24 protein-coding genes are annotated in these 24827 nt (G+C 62.6%); 11 read left to right on the top strand and 13 right to left on the bottom strand.

Annotated elements, in window-relative coordinates:
• Positions 1-98 precede the first annotated feature (98 nt).
• From HP499_RS01045 to HP499_RS01070, 6 genes are read right to left on the bottom strand one after another with little or no spacing between them, the layout of a single operon-like run.
• Entirely contained in the window at positions 99-584 is a 486-nt protein-coding gene (locus tag HP499_RS01045; protein WP_172322122.1) for a MaoC family dehydratase, read from the bottom strand.
• The gene (locus tag HP499_RS01050) at positions 581-1333 is read right to left on the bottom strand and encodes a CoA transferase subunit B (RefSeq protein WP_172322123.1); all 753 of its coding nucleotides are present in this window, start codon (positions 1331-1333) and stop codon (positions 581-583) included. Before HP499_RS01050 ends, HP499_RS01045 begins: the two co-directional genes overlap by 4 nt.
• Positions 1330-2133: a CoA transferase subunit A gene (locus HP499_RS01055; protein WP_172322124.1), complete on the bottom strand. Its 804-nt coding sequence runs from the start codon at positions 2131-2133 to the stop codon at positions 1330-1332. Before HP499_RS01055 ends, HP499_RS01050 begins: the two co-directional genes overlap by 4 nt.
• Positions 2134-2153: 20 nt before the next feature.
• The gene (locus HP499_RS01060; protein ID WP_172322125.1) at positions 2154-3317 is read right to left on the bottom strand and encodes an acyl-CoA dehydrogenase family protein; all 1164 of its coding nucleotides are present in this window, start codon (positions 3315-3317) and stop codon (positions 2154-2156) included.
• Positions 3314-5467 carry a biotin carboxylase N-terminal domain-containing protein gene (locus tag HP499_RS01065; RefSeq protein ID WP_172322126.1) on the bottom strand — a complete coding sequence of 718 codons (2154 nt, stop codon included), beginning with the start codon at positions 5465-5467 and terminating at the stop codon, positions 3314-3316. The genes HP499_RS01060 and HP499_RS01065 overlap by 4 nt, the downstream gene beginning before the upstream one ends.
• Positions 5468-5469: 2 nt before the next feature.
• Positions 5470-7080 (bottom strand): carboxyl transferase domain-containing protein, encoded by a 1611-nt coding sequence (locus HP499_RS01070; RefSeq protein ID WP_172322127.1) that lies wholly within the window; start codon positions 7078-7080, stop codon positions 5470-5472.
• 140 nt (positions 7081-7220) lie between these two features.
• Here HP499_RS01070 and HP499_RS01075 point away from each other — a divergent pair, with 140 nt between their 5' ends.
• Complete coding sequence (locus HP499_RS01075) at positions 7221-7850, top strand: TetR family transcriptional regulator (RefSeq protein WP_172322128.1); 630 nt, start codon at positions 7221-7223, stop codon at positions 7848-7850.
• Positions 7851-7906: 56 nt separating this feature from the next.
• On the opposite strand, the gene HP499_RS01080 is transcribed toward HP499_RS01075, so the two are convergent.
• Positions 7907-9685, bottom strand: coding sequence for an alpha/beta fold hydrolase (locus tag HP499_RS01080; RefSeq protein ID WP_172322129.1), 1779 nt, complete (start codon positions 9683-9685; stop codon positions 7907-7909).
• A complete protein-coding gene (locus HP499_RS01085; protein ID WP_216659624.1) occupies positions 9682-10281 on the bottom strand; it encodes a TetR/AcrR family transcriptional regulator in 600 nt (199 codons plus the stop codon). Before HP499_RS01085 ends, HP499_RS01080 begins: the two co-directional genes overlap by 4 nt.
• Positions 10282-10502: 221 nt before the next feature.
• Between HP499_RS01085 and HP499_RS01090 the strand changes: the two genes are divergently transcribed.
• The gene (locus tag HP499_RS01090; RefSeq protein ID WP_172322130.1) at positions 10503-11375 is read left to right on the top strand and encodes an NAD(P)-dependent oxidoreductase; all 873 of its coding nucleotides are present in this window, start codon (positions 10503-10505) and stop codon (positions 11373-11375) included.
• 78 nt (positions 11376-11453) lie between these two features.
• On the opposite strand, the gene HP499_RS01095 is transcribed toward HP499_RS01090, so the two are convergent.
• Genes HP499_RS01095 through pdhA form a run of 3 tightly spaced genes read right to left on the bottom strand, consistent with a single transcriptional unit; the run spans position 11454 to position 14985 of the window.
• Positions 11454-12809: a dihydrolipoamide acetyltransferase family protein gene (locus HP499_RS01095; RefSeq protein ID WP_172322131.1), complete on the bottom strand. Its 1356-nt coding sequence runs from the start codon at positions 12807-12809 to the stop codon at positions 11454-11456.
• The gene (locus HP499_RS01100) at positions 12806-13816 is read right to left on the bottom strand and encodes an alpha-ketoacid dehydrogenase subunit beta (RefSeq protein WP_172322132.1); all 1011 of its coding nucleotides are present in this window, start codon (positions 13814-13816) and stop codon (positions 12806-12808) included. Before HP499_RS01100 ends, HP499_RS01095 begins: the two co-directional genes overlap by 4 nt.
• A complete protein-coding gene (gene pdhA / locus HP499_RS01105; protein WP_172322133.1) occupies positions 13816-14985 on the bottom strand; it encodes a pyruvate dehydrogenase (acetyl-transferring) E1 component subunit alpha in 1170 nt (389 codons plus the stop codon). The genes HP499_RS01100 and pdhA overlap by 1 nt, the downstream gene beginning before the upstream one ends.
• 195 nt (positions 14986-15180) lie before the next feature.
• Between pdhA and HP499_RS01110 the strand changes: the two genes are divergently transcribed.
• The 5 genes from HP499_RS01110 (at position 15181) to HP499_RS01130 (ending at position 18724) form a co-directional block, all read left to right on the top strand.
• A complete protein-coding gene (locus tag HP499_RS01110) occupies positions 15181-15651 on the top strand; it encodes an Lrp/AsnC family transcriptional regulator (RefSeq protein ID WP_172322152.1) in 471 nt (156 codons plus the stop codon).
• A 381-nt stretch (positions 15652-16032) separates the two neighbouring features.
• A complete protein-coding gene (locus HP499_RS01115; protein ID WP_172322134.1) occupies positions 16033-16443 on the top strand; it encodes a hypothetical protein in 411 nt (136 codons plus the stop codon).
• Between the two features lie 128 nt (positions 16444-16571).
• Positions 16572-16979: a DUF4383 domain-containing protein gene (locus HP499_RS01120; RefSeq protein WP_011774231.1), complete on the top strand. Its 408-nt coding sequence runs from the start codon at positions 16572-16574 to the stop codon at positions 16977-16979.
• 46 nt (positions 16980-17025) lie between these two features.
• Complete coding sequence (locus HP499_RS01125) at positions 17026-17628, top strand: hypothetical protein (RefSeq protein WP_172322135.1); 603 nt, start codon at positions 17026-17028, stop codon at positions 17626-17628.
• 76 nt (positions 17629-17704) lie between these two features.
• Complete coding sequence (locus HP499_RS01130; RefSeq protein WP_172322136.1) at positions 17705-18724, top strand: PHP domain-containing protein; 1020 nt, start codon at positions 17705-17707, stop codon at positions 18722-18724.
• 105 nt (positions 18725-18829) lie between these two features.
• Here HP499_RS01130 and HP499_RS01135 read toward each other — a convergent pair whose 3' ends face one another.
• Positions 18830-20449 carry a cation acetate symporter gene (locus HP499_RS01135; protein ID WP_172322137.1) on the bottom strand — a complete coding sequence of 540 codons (1620 nt, stop codon included), beginning with the start codon at positions 20447-20449 and terminating at the stop codon, positions 18830-18832.
• Entirely contained in the window at positions 20446-20826 is a 381-nt protein-coding gene (locus HP499_RS01140; RefSeq protein ID WP_172322138.1) for a DUF485 domain-containing protein, read from the bottom strand. Before HP499_RS01140 ends, HP499_RS01135 begins: the two co-directional genes overlap by 4 nt.
• A gap of 208 nt (positions 20827-21034) precedes the next feature.
• On the opposite strand from HP499_RS01140, the gene HP499_RS01145 reads away from it, so the two are divergent.
• Genes HP499_RS01145 through HP499_RS01160 form a run of 4 tightly spaced genes read left to right on the top strand, consistent with a single transcriptional unit; the run spans position 21035 to position 24800 of the window.
• Positions 21035-22237, top strand: a complete 1203-nt coding sequence (locus tag HP499_RS01145) for a sensor histidine kinase (protein ID WP_172322139.1) — start codon at positions 21035-21037, stop codon at positions 22235-22237.
• A gap of 21 nt (positions 22238-22258) precedes the next feature.
• Positions 22259-22978, top strand: coding sequence for a LytTR family DNA-binding domain-containing protein (locus tag HP499_RS01150; protein WP_172322140.1), 720 nt, complete (start codon positions 22259-22261; stop codon positions 22976-22978).
• Positions 22975-23337, top strand: a complete 363-nt coding sequence (locus HP499_RS01155; RefSeq protein ID WP_172322141.1) for a hypothetical protein — start codon at positions 22975-22977, stop codon at positions 23335-23337. Before HP499_RS01150 ends, HP499_RS01155 begins: the two co-directional genes overlap by 4 nt.
• Positions 23334-24800 (top strand): cation acetate symporter, encoded by a 1467-nt coding sequence (locus HP499_RS01160; RefSeq protein WP_172322142.1) that lies wholly within the window; start codon positions 23334-23336, stop codon positions 24798-24800. Before HP499_RS01155 ends, HP499_RS01160 begins: the two co-directional genes overlap by 4 nt.
• Positions 24801-24827 lie beyond the last annotated feature (27 nt).

A 24827-nucleotide genomic window follows, 5' to 3' on the forward strand; every position in this document is an offset into this window, starting at 1 on the left:
CCCATGGTGAAGGGGGTGGTGTCGGAAGAGGGCATGGAGATCCTTGCTTCTGGGTGCTGAAACTTCTCACGAGGATGGTGTCGGACTGGAGCCGGGGCCTAGGGCTGCGCTGCGTGCGCTTCCTTGGTCCACATCAGGCAGGTCCGGGTAGCCAGGGCAACCACAGCGCCGTCCTGGTTACGGCCGGTATGCTGCATGGTCACCACGCCCTGACCCGGGCGGGACGACGACAGCCGTTTTCCCGTGATCACCGTCTCCGTATACAGGGTATCGCCGTGATAGAGCGGGTGCGGGAAAGTGACATCCGTCAGGCCCAACTGCGCAATGATGGTCCCCTGCGTCAGCTGGGTCACGGACTGCCCCACCATGGTGGACAGGGTAAACATGGAGTTCATCAGGCGCTGCCCGAACGGCTGCCCGGAACTCCAAGCGGCGTCCAAGTGCAGCGCCTGCGTGTTCATGGTCAGGGTGGTAAAGAGGACGTTGTCCGTCTCGGTGACGGTGCGCCCGGGTTTATGGGCATAGATCACGCCCTCTTCAAGTTCGTCGAAATAGAGTCCGCGCTGCTCCACTACCCGCGTCATACAGTGAGCTCCTGGTCTTCCTCGAACAGTTCGGCACCGGTAGCGGCCAGGATGTCCTCGAGGGTGACGTTGGGAGCCATCTCACGGAGAACCAAGCGCGGGCCGCCCTCGTCCTTGACGACGTCGATGACCGCCAAGTCAGTGATGATCCGGTCCACGCACCCCTTGCCGGTGAGAGGCAAGGTACAGTCCTGGACGATTTTCGGGCGGCCGTTGCGGTCCACGTGCTCCATCATGACAATGACCTTCTTGGCGCCGAACACGAGGTCCATCGCACCGCCCATGCCCTTGACCATCTTGCCGGGGATCATCCAGTTGGCCAGGTCACCGTTCGCTGCCACTTCCATCGCGCCCAGGACGGCAACGTCCACGTGCCCGCCCCTGATCATGCCGAAGGACGATGCCGAGTCGAAGAACGCGGCGCCGGCGTTGGTGGTGACCGTTTCCTTACCGGCATTGATGAGATCCGGATCGATCTTGTCCTCGCCGGGGTACGGACCAACACCAAGGATGCCATTCTCGGAGTGAAGAATGACCTCCACACCCTCCGGGATGTAGTTGGGGATCAGCGTGGGCATACCTATGCCCAGGTTTACGTATTGCCCGTTGGTGAGTTCCCGGGCAACGCGGGCGGCCAGTTCGTTGCGGGTCCAGCCTTTGGCCTCATGATGTTCGACGTCGGCGCGCCGGTACTCGTGCCGGACAGCTTCCGGGCGGGGCGGGATGTCGTGGTAGGAATTGTCGGTCATCGTTCCGCTCCTGACTGTGGTGTAGCGGCCTGGCTCGCGTCCGAGCCAGACGTGAGCGCCACGGTGCGTTTTTCTATCCGCTTCTCACTGGATGCTGCCACCACTACCCGCTGGACGAAGATTCCCGGCGTATGGATGTGCTCCGGATCAAGCTCGCCGGGTTCCACCAGCTCCTCGACCTCGGCGATGGTGATCCGTGCGGCCATGGCACAGAGGGGGTTGAAGTTCATGGCTGTCGCGTGGAAAACAAGGTTCCCGTGCCGGTCGCCCTTCCAAGCGTGGACCAAGCCGAAGTCAGGTGTCAGGGACTCTTCCAGCACATAGTCCGCGTCATTGAAGATGCGAACTTCCTTAGGCGATGAGGCCAGCGCAACGTTGCCGTCGGCGTCGTACTTTTGCGGGAGCCCGCCTTCGGACACCTGGGTTCCCACCCCGGCTTTGGTGTAGAAGGCGGGGATGCCGGCACCGCCGGCCCGCAGCTTCTCGGCCAAGGTGCCCTGCGGAGTGAAGACCACTTCCAACTCCCCCGCCAGATACTGCCGCGCAAATTCCTTGTTCTCGCCGACATACGAGCTGATGGTCCGGCGGATGCGCCCATCCTTGAGGAGAATGCCAAGGCCCCAGTCGTCCACGCCGCAGTTGTTGCTGACCGTCTCAAGATCGGTGGTGCCCTGGCGGTGGAGGGCATCGATCAGGGAAACGGGAATACCGCATAGGCCGAACCCTCCGACGGCGAGCGAGGCACCATCCGGGATGTCCCTCACCGCGTCCGCGGCGCTGGCAACAACCTTGTCAATCATCCTTGATCCTTCCCGTACGGTTACAGACCCAGCTCGCGGGCGATGAGCATCAACTGGACTTCGGTGGTGCCCTCCCCGATTTCAAGGATCTTGGAGTCGCGGTAATGCCGTGCCACCGTGAATTCGTTGATGAAGCCATAGCCGCCGAACACCTGGGTGGCATCCCGCGCGTTGTCCATGGCTGCCTCGCCTGCGACCATCTTAGCGATGGCCGCTTCGGTCTTGAACGGCTTGCCGGCAAGCATCCGGGAGGCGGCGTCGTAGTAGGCAAGGCGGGCAGTGTGGGCCCTGGCCTGCATCCTGGCGATCTTGAACTGGATGGCTTGGTACTTGCCGATGTTCTGCCCGAATGCGCTGCGTTCCTTGGCGTACTTCACGGACAAATCCACGCACCCCTGGGCTGCACCGGTGGCCAGCGCAGCGATGGCAATGCGGCCCTCATCAAGGATGGACAGGAAGTTGGCATAGCCCCGGCCGCGCTCGCCCAAAAGGTTCGCTTCGGGAACGCGGACGTTGTCCAACGTGAGCGGGTGGGTATCGGAGGCGTTCCAGCCCACCTTGTTGTACGGCTTCTCCGCCGTGAAACCGGGCGTGTCCGTAGGTACCAGGATGGTGGAGATTTCTTTCTTGGTACTGCCGTCGGCGTTCTCCTTGTGGCCCGTGACGGCCGTGACGGTGACCAGTGTGGTGATGTCCGTGCCGGAGTTGGTGATGAATTCCTTGTTGCCGTTGATTACCCATTCACCGTTGTCCAGGTGGGCGTTGGTCTTGGTGCCGCCGGCATCCGAACCGGCCTCGCGCTCGGTCAGTCCGAACCCGGCAAGAGAACGTCCCGACGCCAACTGCGGCAGCCACTCTTCTTTCTGCGCGTCCGTCCCGAAACGGTGTACGGGCATGGCACCAAGCGACACCCCGGCTTCGAGCGTAATGGCCACCGACTGATCGACGCGTCCCAGCTGCTCCAGGGCCAAGGCAAGGGCGAAGTAGTCCCCGCCCATCCCGCCAAACTCCTCCGGGAAGGGCAGTCCGAACAAGCCCATTTCCCCCATCTGCTTCACAACCTCGTAGGGAAAGCTGTGCTCTTCGTCGTGCTTGGCCGAAACCGGTGCAACAACCTCGTCGGCGAACTCGCGGACGGAGTCGCTCAGGTCCTGGTATTCCTCGTTAAGGTCAAACGTGCTCATCGCTGGACTTCCTCGTCTGTGGTGGTGCTCTCTACGTGAATGGTGGCGAGCACCTGGTCCGCTTTGACCAGGTCCCCGGGCTTGCTGGTGAGGTGAACGGTTCCCGCGACGGAGGCCACCAATTGGTGCTCCATCTTCATTGCTTCCACGGCCAGCAGGGCTTGGCCTTCCTCGACGGTCTCGCCATCGGTTACGGACACCGAAACCACTGTTCCCGGCATCGGCGAGCGCACTTCCGGGTCCGCTGCCCCGTCTTCGCGCTGGATGCCTGCAAGCATGCGTCGCAAACGTTCGGCCCGGCTCAAAACCTCGAGCCTGCAGGACCAGCCGTTGCTGCCGACGTGGATTTCGCGGGGATCACCCGCCCCCAGGCCAACCGCGAAGGTGAGCAGTCCGCCGTCGAACTCCACAGCGATGCTGTTGGCGCTGCGGTCCACCACCCTCACCGGGACCGGGTTCCCGCCGTCGATCGATGCCGTCATGGCAGAGCCTTCTTCGGTGACGGACACCGTGGTGACTCCTCCGCCCGGAACACCAAAGGTGGCTTTCCACGCGCCCCTGGTACCTATACGCCAGGTGTCCGGGGATGCCCAGGCATCCCCTGCCAGCGTGGATCCGGTACGTTCCAGCCACAGGGTGAGCGCAGCGGCGATCAGTTCGGCGGGTCCGGCATGCCGGAACTCCATGGTCGGCAGCCTGCGTTCGATCAGTCCGGTGTCGAGCTGACCTGCACGGACCTCGGGATCATTGATCAGCAGTCGCAGATATTCAACGTTCGTGTCCACCCCCAGCAAGGTGTACCGGCCAAGTGCGCCGTCCAGGGTATCCAGCGCCGCTTCCCTGTCCTCGCCCCAGGCAATGACCTTGGCCAGCATGGGATCGTAGTCCCCCGTGATCTCCAGTTTGTCCCGCATGGCTGAGTCGATCCGCACATGCGCATGCGCCGGTTGCTTCCCTGAAACGATCGCATCCCCGGCGCCCTGTTCTGCGAGCACCACGATCCGGCCCATCGAGGGCATGAAGTTCCGCTCAGGCACTTCCGCGTAAACACGCGCCTCCACGGCGTGGCCCTGAAGAACGACGTCGGACTGCGCCACGGTGAGCACCTCACCGGCGGCGATCCTCACCTGCCATTCCACGAGGTCGATGCCCGTGACCATCTCAGTAACGGGATGCTCCACCTGCAACCGGGTGTTCATCTCCATGAAGAAGAATTCGTCGGGGTGCTCGTCGGAGACCAGGAACTCGACGGTTCCAGCGCCGCTGTAGTTGACCGAACGCGCCGCGTTGCAGGCCGCCTCACCGATGCGGGCCCTTTGCACAGCCCCGTCCGGTAGTGATTCAAAGAGTGCTGAGGGGGCTTCCTCAATGACCTTCTGGTGGCGTCGTTGGAGTGAACATTCCCGCTCGCCCAGGTGGATGACGTTGCCGTGGTTGTCGGCCAGGACCTGGACCTCGATGTGCCGGGGGGCGCGGATGAGCCGTTCCAGGAAGAGGGTGTCATCGCCAAAGGCCGATGCTGCCACACGCCTGGCCGTTACCAGCGTGGAGGCCATGTCCTCGGCTCGTTCCACCACGTGCATGCCTTTGCCGCCACCGCCGGCGGAAGGCTTGATCAGCAAAGGGAATCCGACTCCCGGTGCCGCCTCGATCAGTTGCTGGTCGGTAAGTCCTGGCTGTGCGATGCCTGGAACGCAGGGGACGCCGTAGGCCATCACATGGTTCTTGGAGCGGATTTTGTCGCCCATGACGTCGATTGCACCAAGGCCCGGCCCGATGAACGTGATACCGGCGGCATCCAGTGCCTTGGCGAACTCCACATTTTCGGACAGGAAACCGTAGCCCGGGTGGACAGCTTCCGCTCCGCTGCGACGGCAGGCGTCGATGATGGCCTCGATCTTCAGGTAGCTTTCCGCAGGCGCCGTCCCACCAATGGCGACGGCGGTATCGGCCAGGGCCACGTGCTTGGCATCTTTGTCGGCGTCGGAGTACACAGCGACGGAACGAATGCCCATTTCTTTCAGGGTATGGATGACGCGGCACGCGATCTCGCCCCGGTTGGCAACCAGGACGGCGCTGAAGGTTCGCTTCTCTGCTGCCGGACCGGACGCTGTGGTGGCTGGTGCCGTGGTTGTTGTTGGCAGGGTCATGGTCACATCCTGAAAAGGCCGAAGGAGGTCTCGGGCAGTTGTTGGCGGGAGACGACGTCCAGGGCCATCCCCAGGACACGCCGCGTGTCAGCGGGATCGATAATGCCGTCGTCCCACAATCGCGCGGTGGAGTAGTAGGGACTTCCCTGGTCCTCATATTGCTGCTTGATGGGAGCCTTGAAGGCTTCCTCGTCCTCGGCGGACCATTCCTGTCCGGCCGCTTCGTACTGATCCCTTTTGACAGTTGCCAAGACGCTGGAGGCCTGGTTTCCACCCATCACGGAAATGCGTGCCGCCGGCCACATCCACAAAAACCGTGGCGAGTAGGCCCGGCCGCACATGGAGTAGTTGCCGGCACCGAAGGAACCTCCAATGACCACCGTCAGCTTGGGCACACGGGCCGTAGCTACCGCGGTGACCATTTTGGCGCCGTTCTTTGCGATGCCGCCTTGCTCGTAGTCCTTGCCCACCATGAAGCCGGAGAGGTTCTGCAGGAAGATCAGCGGGATGCCGCGCTGATCGCAGAGCTCGATGAAGTGGGCGCCCTTCAGGGAAGATTCGCTGAAGAGGACGCCGTTGTTGGCCACGATCCCCACCGGATGGCCGTGCAGGTGCGCGAACCCTGTCACCAGGGTGGTCCCGTAGTTCTTCTTGAACTCATGGAACTCTGAACCGTCCACCAGCCTTGCGATCACTTCTCGGACGTCATACTGGGCGTTGACGTCAGTGGGAACCACGCCGTAGATCCCGGAAGGGTCCACGACGGGCGGCAGGACGACGTCGGTCACCTCCCATGCCGGCTGCGCCGGCTTCGGCAGGGTGGCCACGATGTCCCGCACGATCTCCAATGCGTGCTGGTCGTTCTCGGCGAGGTGGTCCGTAACGCCGGAAATCCTTGAATGGACATCGCCGCCGCCCAACTCCTCGGCAGTGACGATCTCGCCAATGGCCGCCTTTACCAAGGGAGGGCCACCCAGGAAGATGGTGCCTTGGTTCCGGACGATGACGGTCTCATCGCTCATGGCCGGCACGTAGGCGCCACCGGCCGTGCACGATCCCATGACGGAGGCGATCTGGGGGATCTTCGCGGCTGACATTTTTGCCTGGTTGTAGAAGATCCTGCCGAAGTGCTCCTTGTCCGGGAAGACCTCGTCCTGCTTGGGCAGGAATGCCCCGCCGGAATCAACGAGGTAGATGCAGGGAAGTTTGTTCTCCAAGGCGATCTCCTGGGCCCGGAGGTGCTTCTTCACGGTCATTGGATAGTAGGTGCCGCCCTTGACGGTGGCGTCATTGGAGATCACCAGGACGTGGCGGCCATGGATGAGGCCGATGCCTGCAATAACGCCTGCACCCGGGGAATCGCCGTTGTACATGCCGTTCGCAGCCAACGGTGCGATCTCCAGGAAGGGGCTGCCGTCGTCGAGCAAGTAGTCGATGCGTTCGCGCGGCAGTAACTTTCCACGGGCGATGTGCCGCTCACGCGATGTGGCAGGGCCCCCGAGGGCCGTCGTCGCCAAGCGTTCCCGCAGTTCCGCCACCAAGGACAGTTGTGCCTTGTGGTTGGCTTCGAAGGTGCCGCCGACCGTTCCCGCCAAATTGGAAATTGTCTCCATTGACCCCTGTTCCATTCCCGGCCACAGGCCATTTCGGTTAGTGCCACGTAACTGAAATTTAGGTTAGTCTTTATTAACTGTGATGTCCAGCACAGCCGGTCCCGCAAGTGTGGGGTCCGGACTGGGGCCGAGGAGGAAAAGTGACCGGAGGTCCGGAAGCAAGCAACAACGGCACACGCATGGCTCCCACGCAACGCGGCCAAGCGAAGGAACTCCGCAGAATGGCCCTGTTGTCAGCTGCTGCAGGACTCTTTGCCGAGAACGGATTCACCCGAGTGTCCCTTGAGGACCTCGGCGCCGCAGCGGGAGTCAGCGGCCCTGCTGTGTATCGGCATTTTCCGGGCAAGCAAGCCGTCCTCGGAGAGCTGCTGCTCAGCGTCAGCCGGGACTTGCTGGAGGGCGGATTGCGGGTGGTGTCCGAATCCGAGGATCCACTGACCGCACTGAAGGGGTTGATCAGGTTCCAGGTTGACTTCGCCCTCAGCAACCCTGACGTCATCCGCGTCCAGGACCGGGACTTCGGAAGCCTCAGCGACCCCGACCAGGCAGAGGTGAAGTCCCTCCAGCGCAGTTACGTTGAAACCTGGGTGGACGTCCTTGGCCGGATCCATACCGACGCCGATGTTCCCGGCCTCCGCGTCCGTGCCCATGCAGCTTTTGGTTTGATCAACTCCACGCCCCACTCGGTTCGGCACCACGGCAGGAAGATTGCCGTGAAGTCGGCCAGGCCCATCCTGGAACAGATGGCGCTGGCTGCCCTTACTTCATAGTGATCGCCACGTCCCATTGCCGGATCACAAACGGCGGGGCTCCCCGTCCACTCGGGCTATCCCTTGATCAGAGCTACCAGATCACCACTATGGGTCAGTTGCGGATGGTGCCCGGCACCAGGTACCGAGATCAGCTCAATATTCGGAACCGACCTGAGCTGCTCCATCGCTTCCGGGGCCAGGGGGTCATCACTTCCCGTGATGATGCGGACCGTGCCGGTGAATCGCCCCAGCGCTTCCCGGAGTTCGGTGCGCCACGGCTTCGATCCCGCAAGGGCGAGGTGCTTGGCTACCCTCGCGGCGCTGCCTCGCTTGAGATCGCCCACACTGGACTCCAAAGCAGCAGCGCTCGCTCCCGATCCGGTGAGTTGCTGCGACAACCGCACAGGGTTCGCCTGTCGCAGGTAGGCCGATACGAGCTGCCGCGGCCTGGCCCGCATCGGGACTTGGAGGAAGAAGGGCGCAATCAGCGTGAGGGAATTGACGCGGGCCGGGAGCCTGTCAGCGGCCATTACCGCCGCAGCCGCACCGATCGAATGGCCGATGAGGTCAGCCGGTTCCGGACCCAACACTGCGGGCAGCCATTGTTCCCAGTCCTGAATACCCGTTCCGCCGCTGAGGCCAAGACCGGGCAGGTCGACCACACGCGCACCGATGCCTGATGCCACGCTTGCCCATGTGTCTGCGTTGACCGGCAAGCCGGGAAAAACCACCCTGCTGGAGTTGGCTACGCCGAGCTCGAATGTCCTCACGCCGCCAACGTGGACAATTCGACGACCGTGATCGGTGACGGTGCCAAACCGATTTGCATCCAGGTGGTCGGCCCATCGCTCCAGGGACACCAGCACATCCGGCATCGGGATCCCATGCTTATGCGCAAACTCGATGGCCGAATCCGTTGGATAGCGATCGGCGGACATGAAGGTCAACGTTTCGGGATCTGCCTTGGTGATCCACTGCGGGAGCCGCCTGATGACGCCGATCGGCATCCTGACCCCCGGAACCTTGACACCGAGGTGACGTCCGACGTGGGTGAGCAGATCTGCCAATGGCGGGGTGGCGTCGTCGAGAATCCAATAGGCCTGGCCTGCTGCGGCCGGGTCCACCGCCGCAGCAGACATGAAGGCCGCAAGGTAGTCCACCGTGATGACCGGGAGGAACGTCTTGTGGTTCCCAGGCAGTGCGGCGACGGCACCGTCCCGGATCTGCCCGATGGTGGTGGCAAGCCCGATGAGCTGGTCCGACTCACCGGTCACGCTGTGGCCGATCACGCTGGCCGGGTTGACGATGGTCCAGGGGACCCTGCGCTCCAGCGCCAGGGTCTGGAAGACGGCATCGGATTCCACCTTTGAGGCCTCGTAGGCGCCCAGTTCCTGGTAGACCGCAGTGCGGTGGTCCTCTGACCATGGAACAGTCGCAGGGTCCTGCCCGCCGACGCGGTACCCGGACACGTGGACAACACGCTGCAGCTTGGGCAGGCCCGCTGCGAAGTCAATCAGCTTCTCAACAATGCCTACGTTCGAGCTGCGCGCCTCCTGCGCGGTCATTCCAAATCGATAGGAGCCGGCGCAGTTGTGGATCTCGGTGATGAACGGGAATGCCGAAGGACCGCCGGCAACGATCTCCGGAGCATCGAAGTCAACGATCACAGTGCTGATACTCCGTGTCAGTCCATGCTCCCGGAGCCATCGCTGGACACGCTCTCCGGAACCGGCGGTCCGAACTGCCGCAGTGACGTTGGCACCAGCTTCAGCCAGGGACAAGATGAGATGCCGGCCCACCAATCCCGAAGCTCCGAAGACCAAGGCATGGCGGGAGTCTTGGTGCGGTGTCATCGCATCCCGCCAACAGGCTTGCAGCGCTGGTCAATGAGATCCGCCACGACGTCAGCGGCCGAGACCAGGGGCTGGGTGCTCTGCATGGCGCGTGAGACGATCACCGCTCCCTCGATCATCGATACAACGACTGTTGCCAGTGAACGTGCTTCAGAGGCGTCAACACCATTGGCCTCCAGGAGGGCGGATGTCGGGGCGATCCATGACTCGAAGGCAGCCGCGCACGCCCGCCTCAGCCGCTCGCTCTCCGCGCCCATCTCCAAGGTGACGACGGAGACGGGGCAACCCAGCCGGAAGTTGCTCTCGCTGACAATGTCAGCCAAGGCTTCAATCGTGGCGCGGGCGGCCCCGGCCGCGCTGCCTGCGGACACTGCAGCCTCTGCGATAAGTGCTTCGAACTGCTTCGCAGCGAGCTCGACCGCTGCGACGCCCAGCCCCTCCTTACCTTCGGGAAAGTGGAAGTACATCGACCCCTTGGGCGCTGAGGCGTGCTCGATCACGGCGTTGAGCCCCGTGCCGCTGTAGCCGCTGGTCTGGATGAGTTGCAGCATGGACTCCGCCAGCCGCGCTTTTGTCAGGTCCCCTTTTATTGCCATGACAAAAATAATAGACCAGTCTATATATTTTGCAAAATACTGAATGCCATTCGTGCAAGCCGCCCGCGGGCCACTGGGGAGTTCCCCTATGCCTAGGACTCCCAGGGCCAGCTTCGGAGGCTGTTTTCTGACGGCGCTCCGCCTAGGCTGAAACCGGGACCCTGGCCAAGCCGCAGGCGAAACAGCAGGGTCAGCGACCGCTCAACGCAAAGGAGAACCCGATGAAGATTGCCGTGACGGGCGGAAGTGGAAAACTGGGTAGGAGCGTGGTCCGGCGGCTCACGCAGGATGGCCACCAAGTGCTCAATATGGACCGCGCCGGAACCCGCGGCGAGGGCTACGTCAACGTGGATCTGCGCAACTACGGGCAGGTCCTCGACGTCATCCTGGGCTTGGATGACCAACATGACGGGCTGGACGCCATTGTCCACTTGGCAGCCATTCCCGCTCCCGGGCTGGCCCCGGACGCCGCGGTCTTCGAGAACAACATGCTCTCCAGCTACAACGTGTTCCAAGCCGCACGCAGGGCCGGCATCAAAAAGGTGGTCTACGCGTCCAGCGAGACTGTGCTGGGACTCCCCTTCGAGATCGCCCCTCCCTACATTCCCGTGGATGAGGAGTATGCGGCACGACCGGAAAGCACGTACTCGCTGGTCAAGCACCTCGAGGAGCAGATGGCCATCCAACTGACGCGATGGGATCCGGAACTGAGCATCACGGCGTTGCGGTTCTCCAACGTCATGGACCCCGAGGACTATGACTCCTTCCCGTCCTTCGACTCCGACGCGACGCTCCGGAAATGGAATCTGTGGGGCTACATCGACGCCCGCGACGGCGCCCTTGCCGTAGTCCGGGCCTTGGAACACTCAGTACCCGGGTTTGAGACCTTCATCATCGCCGCGGCCGATACCGTGATGAGCCGAAGCAGCGCCGGGTTGGCGGCGGAAGTCTTCCCCGGCGTCGAGATCCTCAAGGAACTGGGCGAGCACGAAACCATGCTGTCCATCGATAAGGCGCGCCGGCTCCTGGGCTTTGAACCCGAACACAGCTGGCGGAACGTCCATTCCAACCGCACCACCCCCACCGAAGACTGACGCGCGACGACCCACCCCTTAACTGCAGTTTCCCGCAAGCACTCGTAAAGGGGTGGGCCGCCGCAGCTTCAGTTTCCGCTAGATCATGGTCATGACCATTGCGGGATCGGCCAGAATGGCGCCAAGATCCGCCAGGAACCGTGAACCTTGTTCGCCGTCGACCAAGCGGTGGTCGAAGGACAGGCTGAGGGACATCACCTGACGGACGGCGAGTTCGTCATTGACCACCCACGGCGCCTTCCGTACAGCACCCAAGGCAACAATGGCAGCTTCACCCGGATTCAGGATGGGTGTTCCGGCATCAATGCCGAACACGCCAATGTTGGTGATGGAGATGGTCCCGCCGGACAGCTCGGCCGGGGAGGTCTTTCCGGACCGGGCGGTATCAGTCAGCTCGGTCAGGGCTGCAGAAAGCTCACGCAGCGTGAGGCGGTGGGCGTCCTTGATGTTCGGTACCGTCAAGCCTCGCGGCGTTGCCGCGGCGATGCCCAAGTTCACGTAGTTGAACTGGACAATCTCCTGGGCCGCCTCATCCCAGCGTGAATTCAGCGACGGGTTGTTCCGCAGCGCCACCAGGACAGCCTTGGCCGCAATGGTCAGCGGCGTCAGCTTGTAGCCCTCGAACGCCCGGTTCCCCTTAAGCCGGGCCAGCAACTCCATGGTTGCTGTGACATCGACGGTCAGGAACTCCGTCACGTGCGGGGCAGTGAAAGCGCTTTGGACCATGGCCGCGGCCGTTAACTTCCGGACACCCTTGATCGGCGTGCGCGTTTCCCGCTCACCTTCGGCACGGGAAACCTGGGTCTCCGCCGGAGCTTCCGATGCCCCGGAGAAATTCTGGACATCCTCGCGGGTGATGAGCCCGCCCGGTCCGGTGCCGGAAACGTGTTCAAGATCGATTCCGAGGTCGCGGGCCAACTTGCGGACCGGTGGCGTTGATCGTGGACGCTCAGAGTCTCCGGTTTCTACGGACGGCGGCGCTGCCGGCGCGGAAACCGCCGGAATGCCGGGCGCTGGTGACTTGGTTTCCTGGATCTGGCCGCGGGCACGCCGTGCAGGGCGACCTGAATGTTCGACGACGGCGCCGTACCCCACCAAGTTGGGCTCACGTTTCGCGGGGCTCCCCACAGGTTCGGCGGCAGCCGCGGCGGTAGCCGTGGCACCCCCGTTGGAGGACCCGGCGTCGTCAACCTCGAACGACACGATCGGCTTGCCCACCTCCACCACGGTGCCGGGCTGCTCGTGAAGTTCTGCCACCACTCCTGCAAAAGGAGAAGGTAACTCAACAACCGCCTTGGCAGTTTCCACCTCAGCAATGACCTGGTTCAAGGCAACAGTGTCCCCCACCGCCACCTTCCAGCTCAGGATTTCCGATTCCGTCAGGCCTTCGCCCAGGTCCGGCAGCCTGAATTCCTTGATCATGGTGGCGGTCATCCTTCCAGTCCACTCAGCGAGTTGGGGCGGCCCAAAGCGCGATCGACGCCGTCGAGGATTCTGTCCAGATCCGGCAAGTGGTGCATTTCGAGCTTCGAATACGGGTAGGGAACATCGAAGCCGGTGATACGCACCGGGGCGGACTCCAAATAGTGGAAGCACCGCTCGGTGATGCTGGCAGCGATCTCGGCGCCGAGGCCACCGGATTGGCCGGCCTCGTGGGTGATCACCAACCGACCTGTCTTGCGAACCGAGGCTTCCACCACCGGATAGTCCACCGGGGCCAAGGAGCGGAGATCGATCACTTCCACCGAAATGCCTTCGTCAGCTGCCGCCATGGCAGCATCCTTGGCTGTTTTCACCAGTGGACCGTAAGCCACCAGCGTCACGTCCGAGCCGGCGTTGACCACAGCAGCCTTGTCCAATGGAAGCGCCCGAGCAAGGTCCAAGGCCTCATCCACATCGCCTTTGTCGTGATACCGACGCTTGGGCTCGAAGTAGAGGACAGGATCATCGGACGCGATCGCCTGTTGGATCATGGTGTAAGCATCCTGAGGATTGGACACTGCCACGACGCGGAGACCGGAGGTATGGGTGAAGTAGGCCTCGGGTGACTCTGAGTGGTGCTCGGGCGAGCCGATACCCCCACCGAAGGGAACGCGGATGGTGATGGGCATCTTGACCCGCCCCTGCGTGCGGTAGTGCATCTTGGCTACTTGGCTGACGATCTGGTCGAATGCCGGATAGATGAAGCCGTCAAACTGGATTTCGCACACTGGACGGTATCCGCGGTAGGCAAGTCCCACAGCGGTGCCGATAATGCCCGACTCAGCCAAGGGCGAATCGATCACCCGGTGCTTGCCAAAATCTTTCTGGAGTCCGTCAGTGACGCGGAAGACGCCACCCAATGCCCCAATGTCCTCACCCATGAGGACCACTTTGGGATCGTTTTCGAGTGATTTCCGGAGGCCGGCGTTGATGGCCCGGGCAAACGTGAGCTTGGACATCAGAGTGCACCTTCCTCGACCGGCTGGTTGAAACTGTTCAGGTAGCGCGAGTAATGGTCTTTCTGGCGCTCGATCCAGGAATTGGGCGTGCTGTAGACGTGGTTGAAGACGTCCAACGGTTGCGGGTCCGGCATCCCGATGCAGCTGGAACGCAGCTCCGCCGCCACCGCATCAGCCTTGGCCTTGACCCGGGCTTCGACGTCCTGGGTGAGCAGGCCTTTGGCTTCGAGGAGTTTGCGCAGCCGAAGGATGGGATCCTTGCCGGCCCAATCTTCCAGCTCGATGGGGTCACGATACCGGGTGGGGTCATCGGCAGTGGTGTGCGGACCCATGCGGTAGGTGACCGCCTCAATGAAGGTGGGTCCCCCGCCCTTGCGGGCCCTGTCCAAGGCCACACGAGTAGCAGCCATGACAGCGAGCACATCATTGCCGTCCACCCGGATGCTGGGGATCCCGAATCCGGTGGGCCTGTCTGCCAGCTGCACGTGAGACTGTATCCGGACCGGCTCGGAAATGGCCCAGTGGTTGTTCTGGCAGAAGAACACCACGGGAGCCTGGTAGCTTGCGGCGAACACCATGGCCTCGTTCACGTCGCCTTCACTGGTGGCACCATCGCCAAAGTAGGCCAGCACCGCCGTGTTGGCGCCATCGAGCTGGACTCCCATGGCATAACCTGTGGCGTGCAGGCTCTGGGATCCAATGATGATTTGGGGCGTCGCCAGATTGATGCGCTGCGGGTCCCACCCATAGGAGGCGTTACCGCGCCAAACGCGGGCGATCTCGGCGAGGTGCGCGCCCCGAACATAGGCCACGCCGCTTTCACGGTAGCTCGGGAAGACGAAGTCGTCATCGCGGAGTGAGCGGCTGGAGCCGATCTGAGCCGCTTCCTGGCCGAGGAGCGGTGGCCACAGGGCCAACTCGCCCTGACGCTGGAGCGCCGTTGCTTCGGCATCAATACGGCGGATAACTGTCATGTCCTCATACAAGGAACACAGTTGCTCATCTCCGACGTCTTTGACCCAAACATCGAATTCCGGGTGGCTGATCCGCTCGCCATCCGGGGACACCAACTGGAGCAGATTGCCACCAGTCCTCAAGGGATTTTGTGCACTATGTCCCGGGCCCGGAGTGTCATGGTGCACTCCCTTGCCCGCCTGATCCGTCAACACAGGTGATCGCAACCTTCCGGCTCGTTTTCGTCGGCGCTGGCTGGACTTGTGATCCTGCCGCAGACCGGCCCTCCGGCACCTTCGCCGGAGTTAATTGTGACCCTACTCACAACGCGCATCGGGTACAACCACTCTTCCGCAGATTGAGCATTCTGCCCTGTTTCGGGCGTCCCCACCGTGCTAATCTTGCGCATTATGCAACCCTTGGATGGCACTGACACCCGGCTCCTTTCCGCCATGGCGAAGGACCCCCGGGGGACAGTAGTGGCCCTCGCGCAAAAGCTGGGCTTATCCCGAAATACCGTGCAAGCGCGCATGGCCCAACTGGAGAAGAAGCACGCTTTCCTGTCCTTTGAGCGGAGGATCAATCCGGCCGCGCTCGGCTATCCGCTGACAGCGTTCATCACAGTCCACGTCCAGCAGCAAAAGCTAGCAACCCTGGCACAGGACCTGGCGGACATTCCGGAAATCCTCGAAGGCTTTGGCCTTACCGGTTCGGCAGATCTGCTCTTGCGTGTTGTTGCCCTGGACGCGGAGGACCTCTACCGGATCAATGGAAAAATCCTCGGCTGCGACGGCGTGGAACGTACCGATACAGCACTGGCAATGCGCGAGATGATCCCTTACCGGGTCCAACCGCTGCTGGGAAGACGCTCCGGGGGCTGAAAGTCCGTCCTCGCCTGCTTCGGTTGCGAGGCGGTACTTGCCGGTTGAACCTGCATGCGATTGGATGCAAGTGGACGTCCCGGGGGCCGGCAAGAGGACCCCGGCCATGTGGTGGCGCTGCCGAAGGCTGCTGAAAGGGGCACTACCGTGAGCAACCCGCAAGAACCCAACCAGCCGCATTCCTACCATCCAGGTCCGCATCAACCTGAGCCCAACTACACAGGCCAGAACCCACCGCCGGTTCCGCCCGCACCAGGGTATCCCCCTCAGGCCGGCCCTGCACCGCAGTGGCAGCAACAGGGGCAGAATGCATACGCCCAGGGCCAAAACCCCTATGCGCAGGGCCAATTCAACCAACCACCTCCCCGAAAGAACCGGAAAGTGCTGTGGATTGTCCTCAGCATCGTTGCCGGCGTCATCGTGCTGGCAGTAGTGGGTGTGCTGCTGCTGGTCAACCTCGTGGGCAATGCAACGTCCAAGGCCAGGTCCTTGGCGGACGAATTCACCAGCCTGGTGGTCTCAGGCCAGACAGAGCAGGCCTACGAGAACTACCTGAGCCAGCCGCTGAAGGACGAACTGGACAAGGACTCGTTCATGGACGGCATTGCCAGCTTGGAACTGGACAGCTCATGCAAGCCGAACTACAACTCCGTGAACGTGAACAACAACAACGGCAATAACAAGGCTGATCTGTCCGGGACTTTGCAGTGCGACGGCAAGACCATAAATCTCCAGTACGTCTTCGAGGGAACCAACGACCTCAAAATGAGCAGCATCCGGCTCCGCCCGTAATTCCAGTAAGAAATTTCCTCCCTACCACCCATCCACCTGCGCATATGGTCCGAATCACTGCTTGAGAGCCCCGGCCGGGGCTCAGCAGGAAGGCCGGGACATCCGGCCACCACCGGAAGGTTCGGACCATGCGTACTTCGCCCAATCGCCTGATCGCCACCATCTTCGGAGCTGTCTACCTCTTGGTAGGCGTGCTCGGATTCTTTGTCACCTCGGGAATCGGCTTCTTCGCCACCGAGGGAGCCAACCTGATCATTTTCGCCGTGAACCCCCTCCACAACATCATTCACTTGGCCATCGGCGCAGCTCTTCTCTATGCAGGCATGAACAGCGTCACCCTCTCCAAGTCCGTCAATACGGCGGTTGGCGGCGTCTACCTCCTGGTGGGCATCCTTGGACTCTTCCTGGTGGGTTCCTCGCTGAACATCATCGCTCTCAACGGCGCTGACAACGTCCTGCACCTCGCCAGCGCCGTTGTCCTGCTGGGTGTCGCGCTGTCCCAGGACAAGGCCGCCGTAGCTTCCGCCCGCGCCTGATCACCGACTGACCACGGCCTACGAAAACCACAGGACGGTAAGAACCATGGAACGCAAAAATCACCCCACGCTGAACGCAGCGACCCTCCTGTTCGTGTACTTCGCAGCGATGGCCGCCGGGATGGTCGAGCTTTCCCTTGCCGCCGGGTATCTCACTGGACCAGCATCAGAGACACCCGGAATGGTTGCCGGTGTGACAACCCTCGCGGCAGGCCTGGCCTTTTTGGCCTGGTCCCTGCGGGGGCTGCACCGCAATGCCCTGATTTTCGCTCGAATCGCGCTTCCTGTCCTCGCCGTCGCTGCTGCTGCGCATCTTGCAGTGACAGTTACCGGGGTCAGTTCCCTCCGCTCACTGGACGTGAGCCATTTTGCCGCCCTCGGCCTGACGCTCATGGCACTTGCCGGAGCGGGCTGGCTGAGGCGGCAACACCAGACCAACGACGGCGGCGCCCACGGCCAGCCAAGGACCGGGCGGCTTCTGGCAGCCGCGTTCGGAGCCGCCGTCGTTGTTGCAACAGTGGCAACACCGGGGTTGGCTGCCTCGATGGCGGGACAGCATGCTGTCCCGCATGGCGAGCACGGCCAGGCCCCGCACAATGAAGACGGCCAGGGCTCCAATCCCGCCCTGGACCCGGGTCGCCACCACTAGGTGACGGCGACCGGACCGGCGCACCATCGACCATGCCCACTGTTGATGGTGCGCCTGGTTCGTGGATCATGGACCCATGGATCCCATCGAGGCCCTCGACGAAATTGCCTTCTGGCTGGAACGCAGCCTGGCCCCCACCTTCAAAGTCCAAGCCTTCCGCAAAGCCGCCGACGCCGTGCGGCAGCTTCCGCCCGAAGAGCTGGCGAAGCTTGTCAGCAGCGGGCGGATAAAGAGCGTCAAAGGCGTCGGAAGCCGGAGCGCCGAAGTCATTACACAGTCTTTGGAGGACCGTGTCCCTGACTATCTGGCCGACCTTCGCGAACGCGGCACGGAGCCCTTGGCTTCCGGGGGCGAGACCTTGCGGGCTGCCCTGCGCGGGGACCTTCACAGCCACAGCAATTGGTCCGATGGCGGATCCCCCATTGAATCCATGGCGGCAGCGGCCAAGACCCTCGGCCGGGAGTATCTGGCTTTGACCGACCACTCCCCCAATCTCACCATCGCCAATGGGCTGAGCGTGGAACGGCTCGAAAAGCAGCTGGGCGTGGTGGAGGGAATCAACGCATCCCAGGACGGCTTCCGCCTCCTCAAAGGCATTGAAGTGGACATCCTTGAGGACGGGACCCTGGACCAGACTCCCCACATGCTCAATCAACTGGACGTGGTAGTGGCAAGCGTCCACTCCAAGCTGCGGTCAGACAAAAAGACCATGACAACAAGGATGCTGGGCGGTATCAGTGACCCCCATACCAATGTGCTGGGGCATTGCACCGGCCGCCTGGTCCAGGGATCACGGGGTACCCGGCCTGAGTCCGAGTTCGATGCCGCCAAGGTTTTCAAGGAATGCGCCGAGTGGGGTGTCGCCGTCGAAATCAATTCCCGCCCGGAACGGCAGGACCCACCGGACAACCTCATCGCCTTGGCCCTGGACGCCGGTTGCCTGTTCAGCATCGACAGCGATGCCCACGCTCCCGGCCAGCTTGATTTCCTTCAATACGGGGCTGAGCGGGCCGAAGCCCTTGGCGTGCCGAAGGAAAGGATCGTCACTACGTGGCCGCTGGAACAGCTGACGGAGTGGCTCAGCCTGAAGAAGTAGCCCGGCCTGAAGAATCACAGCCCACAAGAAGAAGGCTCCTCCTGCGCAATGTTCGCAGGAGGAGCCTTCTTCATTCAGCAACCGGGGGTCTTGTTCACGCCCCAGCTAGTGGTCGACGGCCTTCTCAGCACCGACGCCGGTCAGCGAGCGCACTTCCATTTCAGCCTGCTTGGCCGGATCCTCGCGGCGCTTGTCCAGGACGGTTCCCAGCCAGCCAAGGAAGAAGGCCAACGGGATGGACACGATGCCGGGGTTGCTCAACGGGAACAGGGCGAAGTTGGCACCGGGGATCATGGACGTCTTGGCACCTGAAACCACGGGTGAGAACGTGATGAGCAGGATGGCTGCGGCCAAACCGCCGTACATGCTCCAGACCGCGCCCTGGGTGGTGAACTTCTTCCAGAACAGTGAGTAGACGATCGTCGGCAGGTTGGCCGAGGCGGCAACAGCGAAGGCCAGGGCCACCAGGAATGCCACGTTCTGGCCGTTGGCAAAGATGCCACCCAGGATGGCCAGGACACCGATCACCAGTACCGTTCGACGAGCCACCTTCACTTCGGTAATTGCATCTGCTTTGCCCTTGGCAATGACATTGGCGTAAATATCGTGGGCGAAGGAGGCTGCCGCTGTGATGGTCAGGCCTGCCACCACTGCCAGGATGGTGGCGAAGGCCACCGCCGAAATGAAGCCCAGGAGCAGTGGTCCGCCCAAGTGGAAGGCCAGGAGCGGTGCGGCGGAGTTGACGCCGCCAGGTGCGGACTTGATGGTTTCTGCACCCACCAGGGCCGCTGCACCGTAACCCAGCACCAGGGTGAACAGGTAGAACAGGCCAATCAGCCAGATCGCCCACACCACGGACTTCCGGGCTTCCTTGGCCGTGGGCACGGTGTAGAAGCGCATCAGGACGTGCGGGAGGGCCGCGGTGCCAAGGACCAGTGCGAGGCCAAGGGACATGAAGTCGAGCTTGGATGTTTCAGTCTTGCCGTACTGCAGGCCCGGGTTCAGGATGGCCGGGTTGTTGGCGGCCTCTGCTGCAGATCCCAGCAGGCTGGACAGGTTGAAGCCATAGATCGCAAGCACCATGGCCGTCATGACTCCGGCACCGGCAATGAGCAGGATGGCCTTGATGATCTGCACCCAGGTGGTGCCCTTCATGCCGCCAATCAGTACGTACATGATCATCAAGGCGCCAACGACGATGATCACCAGGGCCTGGCCGCCCCAGTCGCTGATGCCCAGCAGGAGGGAGATCAGGCTCCCTGCGCCTGCCATCTGCGCGAGGAGGTAGAAGAAGCAAACGGCCAGCGTGGACAGGGCAGCGGCAATCCGCACAGGGCGCTGGCGCAAGCGGAAGGACAGGACGTCGGCCATGGTGAACTTACCGGTATTGCGCAGCAGTTCAGCCACCAGCAGCAGGGCCACCAGCCAGGCGACAAGGAAGCCGATGGAGTACAAGAACCCGTCGTAACCGTTGATGGCAATGGCGCCGGTGATGCCGAGGAATGACGCCGCTGAGAGGTAGTCGCCGGCGATGGCCGTGCCGTTTTGGGAGCCTGTGAATGACCGCCCCGCTGCGTAATAGTCTGCCGCCGTCTTATTGTTCCGGCTTGCCCGGAAGACGATCACCATGGTGACTGCCACGAAGAGGGCGAAGATGCCCATGTTGAGCAGGGTGGTGTCTTTGAGTGCTTCGACGTTGACTGCCGCCGGGACCATGGTGTTCATTTGGCTGCCCCGCTGATCACATTGCCGTCCTTATCGAATTCGTGGCCCTCGATCTCGTTGCGGATTTCAGCAGCGATCGGGTCAAGTTTCCTGTTTGAGTAGCTCACGTACCAAGCCGTGATGCCGAAAGTGGTGACGAACTGCAGCAGGCCAAGAATCAGCCCCACGTTGATGTTGCCCCACACCTTGATGGACATAAAGCCCACCGCGTAGTCAGCCAAAAGGACGTACGCGAAATACCAGAGCAGAAATACCACTGCCATGGGGAAGACAAAACTGCGGTGCCGTTTGCGCAGCGTCTTGAACCGTTCCGTCTGTTGGACTTCCTGGAAGTCCACGGACGCTGTTGCGTCCTGGGGTTGGGCGTCGTTACCCATGGTTCCTCCTGATTGTGATGTGTCCACATCAGCTCCACACACCTTGCCAATGTGACTGCAATCACTATTGACTGCCGTGCGGCACCTGTTCCAGAGCATCGTCCACTGCCGTCGCTCAGCGGTCGTGACGCTGCGCCAAACGGTGTCCATGAGGGCGCAAGCAGACCGCGCGGAAGGATGCGGGAGCGGGTCCGGCTACTCTGGCTCTATGCCCGATTCCCCGCTTTTCACCGCAGCCGCGATCGCCGTGATCGTGCTGGCCGTCGCCGTCGTCGTGGGTGTCGGCCTGAAGGTGATGCGTTCCTTCCGGGACCTGGGCACTGATGCCGAGCGGGCAACCTACAACACCCTGCACGCAGCGTCACGCGCCGGGCAGCATCTCCGCGGCGGCCTCCAGCCTGCCGGTGCGGCCAAGGCCAGCAAGCAACTGCGTGTCCTGCTGGGCTGCGACGCATTGGCCATTACGGACACCGGTTCCGTGCTCGCCTGGGATGGTGCCGCTGAGGAACTCAGGTCCTCGCTGATGCGTCTTGCTGCCGAGGTGCTCGCCACCGGCCGAACCGCGGTGGTGCCGCATGCCGGGCATAGGGCTAATGGCAAAGCCGAGCATGGAAGCCACGATTACAGTGCCGTGATTGCACCAATCCGGTCCGGTTCCAAGGTGGTGGGCGCGGTGGCTGCGCTGGCACCGGCAGCAGGTGCCGGGCTGGTGAGGGCCACCAGCGAGGTTGCCGATTGGATTGCCGCCCAGCTGGAGCTGACAGAGCTCGAAGCCTCGCGGACGTTGCTGATGGAAGCTGAAGTCAGGGCATTGCGTGCACAAATCAGCCCGCACTTCATTTACAACTCCCTCAATGCGATCGCCTCGTTCATCAACACCGACCCCGCCCGGGCCCGGGAACTGGTAGTGGAGTTCGCCGACTTCACCCGCTACTCCTTCCGGCGCCATGGCGACTTCACCACAGTGGCGGAAGAACTGCGCTGCATCGACCGCTACCTTCTGCTGGAGCGAGCACGCTTCGGCGAGCGCGTCCAGGTAAGCCTGCGGATTGCCCCCGAGGTCCTCAGCACTGTCATTCCCTTCCTCAGCCTGCAGCCCCTGGTGGAGAACGCCGTCCGCCACGGCCTTGAGGCCAAGGAGGGCCCGGGACACATCACCATTTGCGCCAATGATTCCGGCGCGTTCGCGGAAGTGACCATCGAGGACGACGGCGTCGGCATGGACCCGGAGCACCTGCGGTCAGTGCTCGCCGGACACACTGACGGCATCCATGTGGGACTGCGCAATGTGGACGCCCGTTTACGCCAGGTCTATGGGGATGAGCATGGACTGGTGATCGACACTGCTCCCGGAGAAGGAACCCTGATCACCATGCGGGTGCCCAAATCCCAGCCTGGCCATGACGCTTGAAGTGAAGGTTAGTCTTTAATCATGATCAACGTGCTCGTCGCTGATGACGAACTGCCCGCCGTGGAGGAGCTTGCTTTCCTCTTGGGGCGGGATGAACGAATCGGTTCGATCCACCGGGCGTCGTCGGGCGCCGAAGCGCTGCGGACCTTGGAAAGGGAGTCTGTCGACGCCGTATTCCTCGACATTCATATGCCTGCCCTGTCCGGTCTGGACATCGCCCGCGCCATTTCGCGCAGCAGCAATCCGCCCGCCGTCGTTTTTGTCACCGCTGACGAAGATTGCGCGTTGGAAGCCTTCGACCTCGCAGCCATCGACTACCTGCTCAAGCCCCTGCGCGCGGAACGGTTAGCCCGTTCCGTGGACCGGATCAGTGACCTGATCAAGGAAGGCACTCCCGCCCCGGAGATGATCACGGTGGATCTTGGCAGTACAACGCGCATGATCCGCCGGGACGATGTCACTTACGTTCAGGCCCAAGGCGACTACGCGCGACTCCACACTGCCGAAGCCAGCTACCTCATCCGGGTCCCCCTCAGCGATCTTGAGCAGAAGTGGGCGGAGGCGGGTTTCATCCGAATCCACCGTTCGTATCTCATCGCCTTGAATCACGTGCAGCACCTCAAGCTCTCGGCTACGGGACCTAGCGTGGCGGTGGCCGGAGCTGAGCTGCCCATCAGCCGGCGCCACTTGCCCTCTGTCCGTGACAAACTGCAATCCACCCGCATCCGGCCACAGGGATGACCCGCGTCCGTGTTACGGCTCCGCGCCGGGCGGCCACGGCGGCACCGGGCAGGCTGCCCTACCCGAGGGAGGTACCCGAAGATTCCGATGCCGGCAGGATCTTTATCCGATCCTTGATCCGCTCCCAATTGCGTTTGGCCTTGGTGGTGGCCTGCGGCTTCCTGGTCATTCTTGCCGTGATCGCGCTGTTCCTTGTCTATGGCCCCGGAGTGGCGGAGACCCGGATCCTTGGCATTCCCTTGGATTGGCTGGTGCTGGGCGCGGGCATTTACCCGGTGATCGGAGTGAGCGCATGGCTCTACAACCGTGCAGCTGCCCGTAATGAGGCACGCTACCGTGACCTTGTGGAGGACAAGTGAACCCTGCCGTTGGCCTCTTCGCTTTCCTCGCCGTGTCACTTGCCACGGCGGTCATCGGCTTCTACGGGCTTCGGATCTCACGAACAACCGGGGATTTCTACGTCGCTTCGCGAACCGTCCCGCCGTGGTGGAACGCCTCTGCAATCGGCGGCGAATATTTGTCCGCCGCCAGCTTCCTGGGTGTCGCGGGCCTGATCCTGCTTTCAGGAACTGACGCGCTGTGGTTCCCCGTGGGCTACACCGCCGGCTATTTGATGCTGCTCCTCTTCGTCGCCGCTCCCCTGCGCCGCTCCGGTGCGTACACGATTCCGGATTTTACCGAAGCCCGCCTGGACTCCAAGCTGGTCCGGCGGGTGACAAGCCTCGTGGTGGTGGCCGTTGGCTGGCTGTACATCGTTCCCCAACTCCATGGGGCAGCGCTCACCATCCGGATCACCACAGGCCTGCCGTCGTGGGTAGGCTCGACGGCGGTGGTACTGGTTGTGTGCCTCACGGTGGTGGCAGGTGGAATGCGCTCGATCACCTTCGTCCAAGCCTTTCAGTATTGGTTGAAACTGACCGCTTTGGCGGTGCCCGTGGTCTTCGTCCTGCTGGTGTTGGCCGGTAACGGCACAGCGCCCCAGGCTCCCCTGCCCGTCAATCCCAGCGGCCAGGCCGCGGCTGGCGTGTACCAGCACATTTCCTTGTTGGTGGCCTTGCTCTTCGGAACCTTGGGCCTGCCCCACGTCCTGGTCCGGTTCTACACCAACCCCGACGGCCAGTCTGCCCGTCGCACAACGCTCATTGTGCTGGGACTGCTCTCCGTCTTCTACCTCTTTCCTACGGTGTCAGGCGCTGTGGGACGTATTTTCGCCCCTGAGCTCGCCCAATCCGGCCAGGCAGACGCCTTGGTCCTGCTGCTCCCCGGCAAGCTGATAGGGGGCACCGCAGGGGACCTGCTTTCCGCCCTCGTTGTGGCTGGAGCCTTCGCCGCCTTCCTCTCCACCACGTCCGGCCTGGTGGTGTCACTGTCCGGCGTTATCAGCCAGGACCTCTTCGGCGGGAGCGTCAGGGGTTTTCGGCTGGCAGCGGTGCTGGCCGCCGTCGTGCCTTTGGGTTTTGCCTTCATGACCGACACCCTGGCCCTTGCCGGCAGCGTGGGCCTGGTCTTCGCCTTTACGGCTTCCACCATTTGCCCGGTGCTGTTGCTGGGAATCTGGTGGCGTGGCCTGACCGACGCCGGTGCCATTGCCGGGATGCTCACCGGCGCCCTCCTGTGCGGTGGTGCCATGGTTGCGGGCACGCTCATGGGGCCAGGCAATGCACCCGCATGGCTTGCCCAGCCCGCGGCCTGGAGCGTCCCCTCAGCCTTTGCCGTGACAGTGATCGTTTCCCTGGCAACAAAAAGCCGCGTGCCGGCGTCGGTGAACCGGGTGATGTCCCGGTTGCATGTTCCGGAAAGGCCGGTAGTAACCGAGAGATAGCAGCGGCAGGGCGTTGTCCGCTGACCT

This window comes from Paenarthrobacter sp. CM16 (genome assembly GCF_013179505.1).
GTDB lineage: Bacteria > Actinomycetota > Actinomycetes > Actinomycetales > Micrococcaceae > Arthrobacter.